The sequence below is a fragment of the Amycolatopsis sp. NPDC006131 genome (assembly GCF_040614175.1).
Lineage (GTDB): Bacteria > Actinomycetota > Actinomycetes > Mycobacteriales > Pseudonocardiaceae > Amycolatopsis_E > Amycolatopsis_E tucumanensis.
Map to the genome: position 1 here is coordinate 16,195 of NZ_JBEXTX010000014.1, position 14,433 is coordinate 30,627.

At 74.4% G+C, this 14,433-nt stretch carries 16 protein-coding genes; 11 read left to right on the forward strand and 5 right to left on the reverse strand.

The genetic code is table 11. The features are described from left to right. Nucleotides 1-78: 78 nt before the first annotated feature. Nucleotides 79-1,095 (forward strand): acyl-CoA dehydrogenase family protein, encoded by a 1,017-nt coding sequence (locus ABZ215_RS10480; protein ID WP_354949279.1) that lies wholly within the window; start codon nucleotides 79-81, stop codon nucleotides 1,093-1,095. A 147-nt stretch (nucleotides 1,096-1,242) separates the two neighbouring features. Beyond that, entirely contained in the window at nucleotides 1,243-1,419 is a 177-nt protein-coding gene (locus tag ABZ215_RS10485) for a hypothetical protein (RefSeq protein WP_020420673.1), read from the forward strand. A 42-nt stretch (nucleotides 1,420-1,461) separates the two neighbouring features. On the opposite strand, the gene ABZ215_RS10490 is transcribed toward ABZ215_RS10485, so the two are convergent. Continuing rightward, the gene (locus ABZ215_RS10490) at nucleotides 1,462-2,430 is read right to left on the reverse strand and encodes a TIGR03557 family F420-dependent LLM class oxidoreductase (RefSeq protein ID WP_020420672.1); all 969 of its coding nucleotides are present in this window, start codon (nucleotides 2,428-2,430) and stop codon (nucleotides 1,462-1,464) included. Between the two features lie 57 nt (nucleotides 2,431-2,487). After that, complete coding sequence (locus ABZ215_RS10495; RefSeq protein ID WP_354949282.1) at nucleotides 2,488-3,063, reverse strand: CoA pyrophosphatase; 576 nt, start codon at nucleotides 3,061-3,063, stop codon at nucleotides 2,488-2,490. 80 nt (nucleotides 3,064-3,143) lie between these two features. On the opposite strand from ABZ215_RS10495, the gene ABZ215_RS10500 reads away from it, so the two are divergent. Then, the gene (locus tag ABZ215_RS10500) at nucleotides 3,144-5,165 is read left to right on the forward strand and encodes an acyltransferase family protein (protein WP_354949284.1); all 2,022 of its coding nucleotides are present in this window, start codon (nucleotides 3,144-3,146) and stop codon (nucleotides 5,163-5,165) included. Nucleotides 5,166-5,331: 166 nt separating this feature from the next. After that, nucleotides 5,332-5,706: a hypothetical protein gene (locus ABZ215_RS10505; protein ID WP_354949286.1), complete on the forward strand. Its 375-nt coding sequence runs from the start codon at nucleotides 5,332-5,334 to the stop codon at nucleotides 5,704-5,706. Here ABZ215_RS10505 and ABZ215_RS10510 read toward each other — a convergent pair. Both ABZ215_RS10510 and ABZ215_RS10515 read right to left on the reverse strand, forming a co-directional pair. Continuing rightward, on the reverse strand, nucleotides 5,693-6,106 hold the full coding sequence (locus ABZ215_RS10510) for an anti-sigma factor antagonist (protein ID WP_020420668.1): 414 nt from the start codon (nucleotides 6,104-6,106) through the stop codon (nucleotides 5,693-5,695). The genes ABZ215_RS10505 and ABZ215_RS10510 overlap by 14 nt on opposite strands. A gap of 76 nt (nucleotides 6,107-6,182) precedes the next feature. Continuing rightward, nucleotides 6,183-7,385, reverse strand: a complete 1,203-nt coding sequence (locus ABZ215_RS10515) for an MFS transporter (protein WP_354949288.1) — start codon at nucleotides 7,383-7,385, stop codon at nucleotides 6,183-6,185. 152 nt (nucleotides 7,386-7,537) lie between these two features. On the opposite strand from ABZ215_RS10515, the gene ABZ215_RS10520 reads away from it, so the two are divergent. From ABZ215_RS10520 to ABZ215_RS10550, 7 genes are read left to right on the forward strand one after another with little or no spacing between them, the layout of a single operon-like run. Then, on the forward strand, nucleotides 7,538-8,605 hold the full coding sequence (locus ABZ215_RS10520) for an iron ABC transporter permease (RefSeq protein WP_020420666.1): 1,068 nt from the start codon (nucleotides 7,538-7,540) through the stop codon (nucleotides 8,603-8,605). Continuing rightward, nucleotides 8,605-9,387, forward strand: coding sequence for an ABC transporter ATP-binding protein (locus ABZ215_RS10525; protein ID WP_237335691.1), 783 nt, complete (start codon nucleotides 8,605-8,607; stop codon nucleotides 9,385-9,387). Before ABZ215_RS10520 ends, ABZ215_RS10525 begins: the two co-directional genes overlap by 1 nt. A 17-nt stretch (nucleotides 9,388-9,404) precedes the next feature. Further along, the gene (locus ABZ215_RS10530) at nucleotides 9,405-10,370 is read left to right on the forward strand and encodes an ABC transporter substrate-binding protein (protein ID WP_354949386.1); all 966 of its coding nucleotides are present in this window, start codon (nucleotides 9,405-9,407) and stop codon (nucleotides 10,368-10,370) included. Nucleotides 10,371-10,394: 24 nt separating this feature from the next. After that, a complete protein-coding gene (locus ABZ215_RS10535) occupies nucleotides 10,395-11,117 on the forward strand; it encodes a methyltransferase (RefSeq protein ID WP_237335692.1) in 723 nt (240 codons plus the stop codon). Further along, nucleotides 11,114-11,917: a DUF364 domain-containing protein gene (locus ABZ215_RS10540; protein WP_354949290.1), complete on the forward strand. Its 804-nt coding sequence runs from the start codon at nucleotides 11,114-11,116 to the stop codon at nucleotides 11,915-11,917. Before ABZ215_RS10535 ends, ABZ215_RS10540 begins: the two co-directional genes overlap by 4 nt. Then, a complete protein-coding gene (locus tag ABZ215_RS10545; RefSeq protein ID WP_354949292.1) occupies nucleotides 11,914-12,849 on the forward strand; it encodes a GHMP kinase in 936 nt (311 codons plus the stop codon). The genes ABZ215_RS10540 and ABZ215_RS10545 overlap by 4 nt, the downstream gene beginning before the upstream one ends. Beyond that, nucleotides 12,770-13,753, forward strand: a complete 984-nt coding sequence (locus tag ABZ215_RS10550; protein ID WP_354949294.1) for a pyridoxal-phosphate dependent enzyme — start codon at nucleotides 12,770-12,772, stop codon at nucleotides 13,751-13,753. Before ABZ215_RS10545 ends, ABZ215_RS10550 begins: the two co-directional genes overlap by 80 nt. A gap of 2 nt (nucleotides 13,754-13,755) precedes the next feature. Here the strand turns inward: ABZ215_RS10550 and ABZ215_RS10555 are convergent, their stop codons facing one another. Next, nucleotides 13,756-14,433 (reverse strand): GNAT family N-acetyltransferase, encoded by a 678-nt coding sequence (locus tag ABZ215_RS10555; protein ID WP_354949296.1) that lies wholly within the window; start codon nucleotides 14,431-14,433, stop codon nucleotides 13,756-13,758.

Consider the following 14,433-nt stretch of genomic DNA (forward strand, 5'->3'; position numbering starts at 1 on the left):
CCGCCCGCGCGGCGTTTCCGGCCGGGCCTGCGGGGTAGTAACGCGCTGTTCCCGATTCCGCACGCTAGGTGGTGGCCGGTGGCGCTCGACCACACCGTCCTGCTCGGCTCGGTCCTCGAGTCCACGATCGCCCCGCAGGCCGACCAGGTGGACCGCGCCGGGCGGTTCCCGCGCTCCGCGGTGACCGCGCTCGGCGAGATCGGGCTGCTGGGACTGGCCAGCGCGACCGCGGTCGGCGGCGGGGGAGCGGGTCTCGCGGAGACCGCGCGCGTGATCGAGCGGCTGGCCGGCGTGTGCGGCTCGACCGCGATGGTCCTGCTGACGCACTACGCGGCCACGGCCGTGGTGGAGGCGCACGGCCCGCCGTCGCTGCGTGGCGCCATCGCCCGCGGCGAGCACCTGGCGACGCTCGCGCTCGGCGAGCCGGGCGACCGGTGCGCCGTGACGAGGACCGGCGGCGCCGTCGTGCTGGACGGCACCAAGACGTGGGTCACGGCGGCGGGCGAGGCGGACAGCTACGTGTGGTGCTACGGCTCGGCCGCCGCGCTGGTCGCTGCCGACACGCCGGGTCTGCGGGCCGGCGCTCCGTTCGACGGTCTCGGTCTGCGGGGCTGCGCGGCCACGTCGATGACCGCGGACCGCGTCGAGGTCCCCGCCGACGCCGTGGTGACCGAGGGCCTGGACCACGCGCTCCCGGTCTTCCTCGTGCTCGGCGCCGCGTTCTCGCTCGGCCTGACCGAGGCGATGCTCGCCGACACGGCCGGGCGCGTGCCGGCGAGCCGGGAGCTCGCCGCGCTGCGCGCCAGGGCCGACCTGCTGCGCGTGTTCTGCGACGACACCGTCGCGGCGGTCGCCGGAGGCCGGGGGGACGCCCGGGTGCGCGCCGCCGCGCAGGCGAGGCTCGCCGGGGCGGAGACCGCGACCGAGATCGGCGACCGGCTGCTCCGGCTGTGCGGCTTCGCGGCCGCGCGCAAGGAGCTGGCCCTCGAGCGGCACTACCGCGACGCCCTCACCGCCAGGGTGATGACCCCCACGGGTGAGACTCTCCAGGAGTTCGCCGGGTGCGATGCCGTTGGCCAGCCACTATTCCGCTGAACCGACCGTCCACAATAGACGATCGAATTTTCCGGCGCGTTCCCCGGCGTGTCGGCTTGCGTGCACTCGAACAGGTGTTCTAGTGTTGGACGCGGCTGGTCGGGGAGTGACGGGCCGCACCAGGACGACAGGGGCAGGGGAGTAGTGATGGCCTACAAGATCACGCACGTGTCACGCGCACAGGAGATCCGGTTCCCGACCCAGGCGGCGGCGGAGCACTACGCCGACCGGCTCGGCGGCGGGCTGGACAAGTGGCAGGTCCGCGAGGCCGGCGCCGAGGAGCCGGGCGCGGTGAGCATCGCGGAGCCCGCGAACCGGAACTGAGGCACATCCGGTGGGGGCCCGGCAGCCCCCACCGGACGCCGGTCAGCCCGGCGTCAGCGACCGGATCCGCTTGCCCAGCTCACGCTGGAAGAACTCCAGGAACCCGTCCGGGTCGGGCCCCGCGTTCTGCATCACCAGGTGGTCGAACCCGGCGTCGACGAACGGCTGCGCCACCTCCACGTACCGGTCGACGTCGTTGCCGCACGCGAACTTGCCCAGCACGTCCTCCTCGCGCACGGTCGCCGAGGCGGCCGCGAAGTTCACCGGGTTCGGCAGTTCGCTCATCACCTTCCACCCGGTCAGCGCCCACCGCGACGTCTCCAGCGCGGCTCGCGCGGCCGTGTGCGGGTCCTCCGCCCACGCCATCGGCACCTCCGCGTACCGCGGGCCGTCGCCGCCCGCCGCGGTGTAGTGCGAGACGACGTGCGCCTTCGGCTCGGTCGCGAACAGCCCGTCACCCAGCTCGCCCGCCAGTTCGGCCGACTCCTTGCCGCTCGCGGCGACCGCGATCGGCGGCAGCTCGTCGGGCAGGTCGAACACCCGCGCGTCGGCCAGGGTGAGGTGCTTGCCCTCGTAGGACTGGTAGCCGCCCCGCCACAGCAGCCGGATGATCTCCAGCGCCTCCCGCAGCCGCTCGTGGCGCCCGGGCACCGTCTCCGGGAAACCCGGCCCCACCACGTGCTCGTTGAGCCGCTCGCCCGCGCCGACACCGAGCGTGAACCGGCCGTCGGACACGAGTGCGAGAGTCGCCGCGGCCTGCGCGATGATCGCCGGGTGGTATCGCACCGTCGGGCAGGTCACCCCGGTCGCCAGCCCGATCCGTTCGGTCTTCGCCGCGATCGTGCCCAGCACGGTCCACGCGAACGGCGAGTGCCCCTGGTTGTCCAGCCACGGGTGGAAGTGGTCGCTGATCTCCACGAAGTCGAAGCCCGCCTGCTCCGCGGCCACCGCCTGCCGGACCAGCTCCTTCGGCCCGAACGCTTCGGCGGCCAGCTTGTACCCGATCCGCACGTCGCTCTCCCTCCGTCCCCCGCGGCGTACCCGGCCGCGGCGCGCGGAAACGGGACGTCACCGCCAGGCGAACACGGGTTGCTCGAAGTGGGCGACACGGGTGGCGCGGCCGTACAGCGCCGCCTCCCGGAACTGGTAGAGCACCGCGGCCGTCGGCGCGTGCACGAGGTGCCCGGCCAGCGGCAGCTGGATCACCGGCCGGTCCGACTCGGGGATCGTCAGGAACCGCGGCTCGACCGCGAGGTCCGGCACGGGGATCACGTGCACGTGCGCCACCTCGTCCGGGTTCGGCCGCAGCGGCACCTCGCCGGGCAGCCGCACGACCACCGGCGTGATCACGTAACCCGAGCGGGTCGGGTAGTCGTCGAGCAGGCCGACGCAGTCCGCGCGGGTCGCGGTGACGCCGAGTTCCTCCTCCAGCTCCCGCAGCGCCGCGCCGACCGCGTCCTCGCCCGGATCGACCCGGCCGCCGGGCAGCGCGAACTGCCCGGGGTGGGCGCGCATCCCGGTCGCGCGCCGCGTCAGCCAGATCACCGGTTCGCTGCCCGACACCACGATCGCGACCGCCGCCGCGCGCCGCCCGTCCAGCGGCACGGCCACCCGCGGGAAGGTCTCGATCACGTCGGTCCGCATCCTGCCGACCCTAGCCGGAGCCGGGAACGGCCATGGGTAACCTCGGTCTCGCCCGGGACGCCGAGTGAGGAAAGGTGCCGATGACCCCGCCCCACCCGCGCACCCGGTCCATCCCCGAAAAGCGGTATCGCCCCGAGATCGAAGGCCTGCGTGCGCTCGCCTGCGTCCTGGTGGTCGTCTACCACGTGTGGCTGGGCCGGATCTCCGGCGGCGTCGACGTGTTCTTCTTCCTGACCGGCTTCCTGATCACCGGCCAGCTGTTCCGCGCCGGGCGGCGCGGCCGCATCGACGTCCGCGCGCTGTGGGGCCGCACGATCACGCGGCTGTTCCCGGCCGCGCTCACCGTGCTGCTCGTGGTGGTCGTGGCCGCCGCGCTGGTGCTGCCGCAGGCCCGCTGGTTCGCCACCATCCGCGAGGTCGTCGCCGCCTCGCTGTACCTGGAGAACTGGCAGCTCGCCGCGAACTCGGCGGACTACTTCGCCCGGCACAGTGACGCCAGCGTGGTGCAGCACTTCTGGTCGCTGTCCATCCAGGGCCAGTTCTACCTGGTGTGGCCGCTGCTGGTGGCCGCGCTCGCCTACGCCGCGCGCAGACGCCTGCGCGCCGCCCTGACCGGCACGCTGCTGGTCCTGACCGCCGTGTCGCTGGCGTACTCGGTGTGGCTGACCGCGGCGAACCAGCCGCTGGCGTACTTCTCCGCGCTCACCAGGATCTGGGAGTTCGGGCTCGGCGGGCTGCTCGCGCTGGTCGTCGACGCGGTCACGCTGCCCCGCGCGCTGCGGATCGCGCTCGGCTGGCTGGGCGTCGCCGGGCTCGTCGCCTGCGGGCTCGTGTTGCAGGTCGGCACCGTGTTCCCGGGCTTCGCCGCGCTGTGGCCGGTCGCCTCGGCGGCGTTCGTGCTGCTCGCCGGCGCCACCGGCAGTCCCGCCGGCGCGGACCGGCTGCTGACCGCGCGGCCGCTGACCTGGCTCGGCAAGCTCAGCTTCCCGCTCTACCTGTGGCACTGGCCGGTGCTGGTGCTCTACCTGGTGTACCGCGGGCGGACCGAGGTCGGCCTGCTCGGCGGCGCGTTCGTCATCGGTCTGTCGCTCGCGCTCGCGGTGGCGACCCACCACCTGGTCGAGGCGCCGGTGCGCCGGTCCCAGCTGGCCGTGCGCGGCGCCTACCGGTTCGCCGTGCTGGCGATGATCCCCGTGCTGGCCGCCGCGGGCGCCTGGCAGATCGCCGGCCTCGCCCGGTCCGGGACGCCCGCCGCTGGTGGTCTCGACCACCCGGGCGCGCTGGCCCGGACCCCCGGTTTCGTCTACCGCGGCGCTGCCGACGTGGCGCCCGTGCCGTCGCCGGTCGAGCTGCCCGGCGACTGGGCCTGGATCGACGACTGCACGGAGTCGCCGCGCGGCAGCGAACTGCTGGTGTGCGCCACGACGCCGGACGGCCCGCCGGAGAAGACCCTGGTCATCGTCGGCGACTCGCACCCCACCCAGTTCATCGCGGCGCTGGAACCGGTGGCGCAGCGGCGGAACTGGCAGCTGGTGGTGATGTCGCGGGGCGGGTGCCCGTTCTCCACCGAGTCCGAGATCGAGCCGGACGACCAGGCGTGCCGGGACTGGAACGCCGCGGCCGCCGACGAGATCCTGGACCTGCGGCCGGACGCGGTGTTCACCACCGCCACCCGGGACGTGCGGGCCGGCCTGACCGAGCGGACGCCGCCGGGGTTCGTCGCGCAGTGGCGGAAGATCGAGGCGGCCGGGATCCCGGTGCTCGCGGTGCGCGACAACCCGCGCTACGACTACGCGCCGTCGGAGTGCGTGGAGCTGCGCGGCGCGGACGCCCCGGAGTGCAACCCGCCGCGCGCCGACTTCTACGCCGACGAGCCGCCCTGGCTGTTCCTCGACGACGTTCCCCCGAACGTGTCGTTCCTGGACTTCAGCGACTACTACTGCGACGAGGCCGTCTGCCCGCCGGTGATCGGCAACGTGCTGGTCTACCTCGACGACAACCACGTCGGCGCGACCTACCTCGGCACCATGGACACGATCGTGGAACAGGCCATCGACGACGCCCTCGGACCGCCGGACCCGGAGCCGCCCGCGCCGGCCTGACATCCACCGCTCGTAGAGCCGCGATCCCCCGTCCGGGTGGCCGAGTGCGCCCGTCCGTGTGGTGCGCGCGGCCCGGCCGCGTGATTTCATTCGGTCCAAGGTTTGATGAATCCGCGCGTGGGTAGCGACGGCGGCCGTTGACGAGACAGCGGAGGTGTCCGGGTCCTTGACCGACTCACTGGACGAGCGCACGCCGGCCACGGCCGTGCGGCTCGGCGGCCCGGAAGGGCTGGCGCCGCTGCGCAGGCGGGTGCGCGCGATGCTCGCCGACTGCCCGTCGACGGTCGTGATCGACGTGGTGCTCCTCGTCGACGAGCTGGCCGCGTCGGCGTGCGCCACCGGGTTCCCGCCGTTCGAAGTCCGGCTGAGCCGCACCGGGGACGTGCTGCGGGTGGAGGTCGACGGGGTGGGCGGGGCGCCGGAGCCGGGCATCGGCACCGGGGTGCTCGACGCGATCAGCACCCGGTGGGGCACCGGACCGCGCGGGGTGCTGTGGGCCGAGCGCGAGCTGCGGGCCCGCACGCGGTTCAGCAGCCGGTGAGCGCCTCGTCGCGGGTGGTGTAGACCGGCAGCCGCTGGTCCAGACCGGTGATCGCCAGCGGCCGGGCGGTCTGCCGCGTCGGGGCGACCACCCGGATCTCGGCGTGTTCACCCGCCTGGGCGAGCGCGGCCAGGCCGGCGGAGCCGAGGAAGTCCACCCCGCCGAGGTCGACCACCACGACGCGTGGCCGGTGCGCGGTCAGTTCCTCCAGCGCGCGGTTGAGCGGAGCCGCGGTGGCCACGTCGATGTCGCCGGCGACCTTCAGCACGGCGATCCCCGGCAGGGGCCAGAACACCTGCAGCCGGAGGGCTCCGGGCGCGGCCCGTTGCGCGGGGACCCGGGCCCCGCGGCGAACGGCCGTGCTCACGGCACCGGTGGAGTTGCGCGCCGGGTGGCTCATGACTCTCCTCCCCGTCAGCCCTGTCTGGCCTGGCTTCTTCTCGTAGGGTAATCATCCCCGCACGACGAGCACCAGTTCAGAGACGGTCACGCGGCTGGGCGAAATGTCGCGTCCCGGGCGCCAGCGCGGCCGCCGCGGGCGCGAGCAGGCAGACCAGCGCGCACACGCCGAGCACCGGCCCGGCGCCGAATTCCGCCATCGCAGGCGCGATGAGCGCGAGACCGACCGGCGCCAGACCGTAGGACAGCAGGAAGTCCAAAGCGGACACCCGGGCGAGCTTGCCGGGCTCGACCTCGCGCTGGATCGCGGTGAACCACGGGACGTTGAACAGTTCGATGCCCACACCGGCGACCGCGTAGGCCGCGACGACCACCGCCGGGTGCACCGGCAGCAGCAGGCTCAGCGGGGCGACGGCGTAGGCGGCCAGTCCGGCCAGCGCCGTGCGGCCCGCCGCCCGGGGCGTCCACCGCGCGAGCAGCAGCGCGCCGCCCAGCGCGCCGAGCGTGTAGGCGGTCGTGGCGGCGGCGAGCACGGCTTCCGAGCCGTACCGGTCGCGGCTGACCAGTGGCAGTGCGACCCCGGTCGCCGAGTAGCCGGTGGCGATCACCGCGGTGAGCGCGAACAGCCCGGCGACGAACCACGGGTGGCGGCGGGCTTCGCGGATCCCGTCGGCGAACTCGGTGACGAACGAGGCGCGGGCGGTGGGGACCGCCGTGAGCGGGCGCCCGGCGGGCGGGACGAGCGCGGCGGCCAGCCACAGCAGCCCGGTGCCCCACAGCAGGACCGGCACGGGCAGCACGGTCGCCAGCAGCGCGGTCAGGCTCGGCGCGACCAGGGTGGTCACGCGCACGGACAGCGTGATCGCGGCGTTGGCGCGCTGCCGTCCCGCCTCGGCGACCACTTCGGCGGTCAGCGCCTGGAACGCCGGGCGGCACGCGCCCTGCCCGGCCCCGGCGACCGCGGCCGCCACGACGGCCACGGCGAGGGATCCGTGCAGCCCGGCCCCGATGAGCGGGCTCGCCACGGCCGCCGCGGCTCCGGCGACGGCGACCACCCGCCGTCGCGGGAACCGGTCCGCCAGCACACCGCCGACCGGCACGGCCGCGAGGAACCCGATCGTGCGCGCGGCGAGGAGCACGCCCAGTCCGGCCGGGGTGAGCGAGGAGTCCAGGACGGCCAGGCCCAGGACGAACGGCAGCGCCCAGGTCGCCAGCCCGGAGGCCGTGGTGCCGCACCACAGGCGCAGGAACGCGGGGTCACGCAGGACGGGAGTGGTCACGGCGGGGGAGTTCCTCCTCGGTCGCGCTGGATGTCCGGCATCGAACTCTAGACGAAAATGATTATCGTTTGTAATATCGGGTCCGGTTCACGGAGAGTCAGCTGCTCGGGCCTCCGTCCTCCGCCGGTGGTAACGACAAGGGGGGGGTACTCGTGACGGTCGCCGTGACCGGTTCGCCGCCGGCCCGTGCCGTGACGGGTGCGCTCGCGGTGCCCGTGCTGGTCGTCGTGCTCGTGGTGTCCGTCGTGGCCGGAGTCGCGTTCGGACCGACCGTGGTGCCGCTCCCGGACACCCTGCGGTACCTCGCGGCGGCGTTGACCGGCGGCGAAATCGGCGCGGACGAGGTGACCGGCTACTCGATCGTGTGGCAGGTCCGCACGCCGCGCGTGCTGCTGGCCGCCGTCGTCGGCGCCGGGCTGTCCGTGATCGGGGTGGCGGTGCAGGCGATGGTCCGCAACGCGCTCGCCGACCCGTTCGTGCTGGGCGTCTCCTCCGGCGCGTCGGTCGGCGCCAGCGCGGTGGTGTCCTTCGGGTTGTTCGGCGCGCTCGGCGTGTACGCGTTGTCGGCGGCGGCGTTCCTCGGCGCGCTCGCCGCGTCGGTGCTGGTGTACGTCGCCGCCCGTGGCCGCGCCGGGCTCACCCCGCTGCGGCTCGTGCTCACCGGTGTCGCGCTCGCCTACGGGTTCCAGGCGGTGATGAGCGTGATCGTGTTCTTCGCGCCGTTCGGCGAGGCCGCCCGCTCGGTGCTGTTCTGGCTGCTCGGCAGCCTCGGTGGCGCCACCTGGGGCGCGCTGCCGGTCGCGGTGGCCGCGGTCGCGCTGGCCGTGGTGGTGCTGCTGCGGCGCAGCCGGGCGCTGGACGTGCTGGCGCTGGGCGACGAGTCCGCCGCGAGCCTCGGTCTCGACGCCGACGCCCTGCGGCGGGAGCTGTTCCTGCTCACCGCGGTCGTGACCGGCGCGCTGGTCGCGGTCAGCGGCGCGGTCGGCTTCGTCGGTCTGGTCCTGCCGCACCTGGTGCGGATGGTGGCCGGACCGGGGCACCGGCGGGTGCTCGTGCTCGCGCCACTGGCCGGGGCGATCTTCCTGATCTGGGTCGACCTCGCCTCCCGCACCCTGTTCGCGCCGCGCGAGCTGCCGCTCGGGGTGATCACCGCGCTCATCGGGGTGCCGGTGTTCGTCGCCCTGCTGCGTGGCCGCGGCTACCTGTTCGGGGGCCGCTGATGGACCTCGCCCTCGATGCGGTCACCGTCGAGGCCGCCGGACGCAGACTGGTCGACGCGCTCAGCGTCAAGGCGGGCGACGGCGAGGTGGTCGGGCTGGTCGGCCCGAACGGCAGCGGCAAGTCCACCGCGCTGCGGTGCGTCTACCGGGCGCTGACGCCCAGCGCCGGCGCCGTCCTCGTGGGTGGCACAGACCTGAGTGGACTGTCCAACCGGGACAGCGCGCGGCTGGTCGCCGCGGTCACCCAGGAGGCGGGCACCGACCTGGACTTCACCGTCGCCGACGTGGTCGCGATGGGCCGGTTCCCGCACCACCCCGGCAACCGGGCGCTGAGCGAGCGCGAACGCGACCTCGTCCACCGCTGCCTGGAGCGGACCGGCGTCGCGCACCTGGCCGGGCGCGGCATCCTGTCGCTGTCCGGCGGCGAACGCCAGCGCGTGCTCATCGCCCGCGCCCTCGCGCAGGAACCGCGCATCCTGGTACTCGACGAGCCGACCAACCACCTCGACGTGCGGCACCAGGTCGAACTGCTGTCGTTCCTGCGTTCCTGCGGGCTGACCGTGCTGGTCGCCCTGCACGACCTCAACCTCGCCGCGGCCACCTGCGACCGCGTGGCGGTGCTGCACGACGGGCGGCTCGCGGCCGCGGGCCCGCCCGGCGAGGTGCTCACCCCGGACCTCGTGCGCCGGGTCTTCGGCGTGACCCCGGTCCTGGTGACCCACCCGGTCACCGGGGCCCCGCAACTGCTCTGGACGTTCACCGATCGAGGAGGAAGCCCGTGAGAGGGCGTTGGACAGCCGTGCTCGTGACGGTCGCGCTGGGTCTCACCGCGTGCGGCGCCGAGGTGCGGCCCGGCGGTGACACCGGCCCGGCGCCGGTGACCGTCGAGAACTGCGGGCACGCGATCACCTACCCGTTGCCGCAGCGCGCGGTCGCCTACGACATGAGCAGCACCGAGAAGATGTTCGCGCTCGGGCTGGCCGGCCGGATGCGCGGCATCGTCATGCCGCGCACCGCCGAACCCGCCGTGGCGCGCTCGCCGTACGTCGCCGACTACCGCTCGGTGGAGACGCTGAGCACCGACGTGCTCAGCTTCGAAACCGTGGTCGGCGCGCAGGCCGACTGGGTCCTGGCGGGCTGGAACTCCGGCTTCAGCGAGGCCCGCGGCATCACACCGGCCAAACTGGACGGTGTCGGCATCCGCAGCTACCAGCACACCGAGAGCTGCTTCAACTACGGCGACCGGCCGGTCAAGGTGCCGCCGCTGGACGCGCTCTACACCGACCTGCGCCAGATCGGGCAGATCTTCCACGTCACCGACCGGGCCGAAGCGCTCGTCGCGGACCTGCAGGCCCGCGCCGCGGCGCTGCGGGCGAACGCGCCGGCGGGGGAGCCCGCGCGGGTGTTCATCTACGACTCCGGCACCGATCAGCCGTTCACCTCCGGCAACCAGGCCGCGCCGGACACCATCGTGTCGCTGGCGGGCGGCCGCAACATCGCCGGGAACCTGGACGCCCGCTGGACCACGATCGGCTGGGAACCGGTCGTGCGGGCCCAGCCCGAGGTGATCGCCGTCGTCGACTACGGCGACCGGCCGGTCGCCGACAAGATCGCCTTCCTGAAGTCCTTCCCGCCGCTCGCGGACAGCCCCGCCGTGCGGGAGAACCGCTTCCACGTGCTGGACTACGGCGAGGCCGTGAGCGGCCCGCGCAACCTCGACGCCGCCGAAAAACTGGCCGGCTACCTGCGATCGCTCGGACGCTGACGAAAGACCGGAACGGACAGCGAAATGGACACTGTGGACACCGCACTGATCGACCGGCTCCCGCCACCCCTGCCGGCCGAACGGATCATCGCGCTCAACCAGCCGAAGGGCGACCTGCGCACCACCCGCCCCTACACCTGGCGCGGGTGGGAGTTCACCGCGCCGCCGGGCGTGTTCCTGCCCGGCGCGACCAGCCGGATGATCCACGAACGGGTGCTGGACGGCACCATCGAGGTCCGCGGCCGCGTCTACGCCGCGATGGGCAGCGGGCTCGGCGTCGAAGCCGTCGCCGCCGGCGTGCGCGGGGCACGCGAGATCCACGCGATCGACGTGCACCCGGACAGCGTCGAAACCACGCGGCGGCACTACGAACGCATCGTGGGCACCCGGCCGGGCACCCGGTTCGTGCCGGTGGTCGCCGACCTCTTCGACGGGTTCCCGGACGGCGTGCGGCTGGACGTGATCACCTTCAACCCGCCCGCGGTGAGCCAGACGGTGAGCGACGACCCGGACGTCGTGCGCAACGTGTGCGTGGGCGCCCCGCTGCTGGAGCGGTTCTTCGCGCAGCTGGCCGGACGGCACCTGCTCGCGCCCGGCGGCGAGGTGTTCCTCATCGTGTCCAACACCGCGGACCTGCGCACGATCGTGCGGGACGCCGCCGGGCACGGGTTCGCCACCGAGGTCGCGCACCGCCACGACTGGGGGGACGGCGTGCTCACCTACCTGTTCCGGCTGGAGGCGGCGTGACCACCGTCGCCGCGCTGACCGCCGGAGTCCTCGCCGGGAAGCACGGCCCGGACCCGGCGGAGCTGACCGCCACCAGCGTCTTCTGGCTGCACCACGGCACCCGGCTGGCCGGCGGGGACGTGACCTACCGCAACTCCTACGTCCTGGTGCGGCTGGGCGCCGCGTTCGGCGCGTGCGCCTTCGAGACCGGGCAGCTGACACCGGAGGTGTGCGCCGAGTACTCCGGGGCGCCGCTGGCGGAGTTGCTGCGCCAGGAGTCCGTGCCGCTGCGGATCGCCGCGCTGGACGCCTACCTGTCGGCGGCCGCGCCGCACGAGGCGCAGACCGCGGCGGAGCCGGTCGTCCTGCCCGCCGGCACCCCCGAGGTCCGGGCACACGCCAGGGACGCGGCGATCGCCGGGCTGCTGGACATCGCCCCCGGCGCGCGGGTCGCCCTCATCGGCGTGGTGAACCCGCTCGTCGCGGCGATCCGCGAGCGCGGCGGGACCTGCCTGCCGTGCGACCTCAACCTGCGCCGCACCCAGTGGGGCGATCCGGTGACGCCGGAAATGGGGGAGGTGCTCGGCGTGGCGGACGCGGTCGTGGCGACCGGCATGACCCTGGGCAACGGGACGTTCGACGAGATCGTCGGCCGGTGCCGGGAGCGGTCCGTGCCGCTGGTCGTCTACGCGCAGACCGGCAGCGCGGTGGCCCGCGCGTTCCTCGGTCACGGGGTCAGCGCGCTGTCCGCGGAGCCGTTCCCGTTCTCGCAGTTCAGCGCGTCGCCCACGGCGCTGTACCGGTACCGGGCGGCGGCGTGACCGCTGTGGGGCACGCGCCCGGGCACCACGGCGAGATCCTGCAGGGCGTCTTCCGCGACCGCGGCCGCCGTTGCCGCGGGCTGGTCACGCTGCCGGTGCCCGGCGCGGTGACACGCGCCGAGTTCGTGCCGGGGCCGGGCCCGCTGACGGTGACCCCGCCGGACCGGGCCAAGGCGCGGCGCGCCGCCGAACTGGCCGCCGCTGCGTGCGGCCGCCCGGCGGGCGGCTCGCTCCGGCTGGACGGCGGCCTGCCGGTCGGGCTCGGGCTCGGATCGTCCACCAGCGACATCCTGGCGACCGTCCGCGCCGTCTCCGCCGCTTTCGGGGTCGTGCTCACGCCGGAGGCCGTCGCGCGGATCGCGGTGCGGGCCGAGCGCGCCTGCGACCCCATCATGCTCGGCGGCGGCGCGGTGCTGTTCGCGCAGCGGGAAGGCCGGGTGCTGGAACGGCTCGGCCCGCGGCTCCCGCCGGTCGTCGTGGTCGGGTGCGTGACCGGCGGCGGGGCGCCGGTCGACACGCTTGCGCTGGGCGCCGTCGCCGACGTGGCCGCCTTCGAGCGGCTGCGGCGGATGCTGCGGCTGGCGATCGTGACCGGTGACGTCGCGCTGCTCGGCCGCGTGAGCACCGCAAGCGCGCGGCTGAACCAGCGCGTGCTCGTCAAGGACGAACTGCCCGAACTGGAACGGATCGCGGCCGTCACCGGCGCGGCCGGGGTGCAGGTCGCGCACAGCGGCAACGTGGCCGGCCTGCTGTTCGACCCCCGCGGCGACCCGGATCGCCTGCGCCGGTGCGTCCGCGCGCTGCGGGCCGCCGGACTGCCCGCGAGCCGCCTGTTCACCACGGAAGGGACGGATGCACGACCACATCGCGGAGGCGATCGCGCGGCCGGACCTGGTCCGGACCGGCGAGCGGCTGGTCTGCCTGCGGTTTGAGACGATGAAGGTGGTCTCCGCGCTGGAGGCCGTGCGGCACCTGCTGCGCACCGGCGTGATCGCCCCCGGCGACACCCTGGTGGACAGCTCCAGCGGGATCTACGCCTACGCGCTCGCGCTGGCGTGCCACCGGTTCGGCCTGCGCTGCCACATCGTCGGATCGACCACAGTGGACCACACGCTGCGCACGCAGCTGGCGGTGCTGGGCGCGACGCTCGAGCAGATGCCGCCGGAGGCCGACCTCAAGCTGGACCAGAACCGGCGGGTGCGGCGGATCGGGGAGATCCTGCGCGCGCACCCGGACTGGCACTGGATGCGGCAGTACCACGACCGCGTCCACTACCTCGGGTACCGGGCGGTGGCCCGGCAGATCGCCCGCGAGCTGGACCCGTCCCGGCTGATCGTGGTGGGCGGCGTCGGATCGGGCGCCTCCACCGGGGCGCTCGCGACCTGGCTGCGGACCACCGCGCCCGGCGTGGGGCTGGTCGGCGTGCAGCCGTTCGGGAGCGTCACGTTCGGCAGCGAGCACGTCGCCGATCCGGACATCATCATCGCCGGGATCGGCAGCTCCATCCCGTTCGGCAACGTCGCGCACGAGCTGTACGACACGATCCACTGGGTCGGGTTCGGCGCGGCGCTGTCCGGGAGCGTCGACCTGTTGCGCAGGCACGCGATCTTCGCCGGGCTCTCCACCGGAGCCGCCTACCTCGCCGCGCGCTGGGAACGGGACCGGTCCGACCGCACGGTGCTGTTCATCGCCGCGGACACCGGGCACCGGTACGTGGACACGGTGTTCGCGCGCCACGCCGAAGCGGTCCCGGTGACGTCACTGGCGCCCGTCGAGCCCGCGACCCGGGCCGGTCTGGCGCTGCCGTGGTCCCGGATGCCGTGGCCGGCACCCTGAGGTCAGGCCGGCACCCGCACCCCGACGAAGTCGATCTCGCGGCGCAGCCGGAAGCCCAGTGCGGTGTAGAGGCGGATGGCGCTGGTGTTGTCCGCCGCGGCGTGCAGGAACGGCGTCTCACCGCGCTCGCGGATCCCGTGCGCCACCGCGAGCACCAGCCGCGTGCCCAGCCCCTGCCCGCGGAACTCCGCGTCCGTGCAGACCGCGCTGATCTCGGTGAACCCGGGCGGGTGCATGCGCTCCCCGGCCATCGCGACCAGCCGCCCCTCGTGGCGGAACCCGAGGTAGGTGCCCAGTTCGACGGTGCGCGGCAGGAACGGCCCCGGCCGGGTCCGCTCGGCCAGCGCGAGCATCTCGGGCACGTCGGCCGCGGTCAGCCGCACCGCCTCCGGATCCGGCGCGGTCTCAGCCGATTCGGCGACCATCTGCACGCCCGGCACGCCGAACTCCACGGCCCAGTCCGCGGGCGGCGGCAGCGGCGGCCCCGGCAGCGCCAGCACCCCGCCCGGCCCGGCCAGCTCCGCCAGGTCCTTCCAGGCCGTTTCGTCCGCGTCGTCCGGCATGCCCGCCCACGGCGAGACCTCCGGGTCGTACCGCACGGCGGTTCCGTGCGATTCGGCGAACCGGGCGTGCGGACCGGTCAGCGACGCGAAGGCCGGGTTGTCCAGAACAGAACTCAC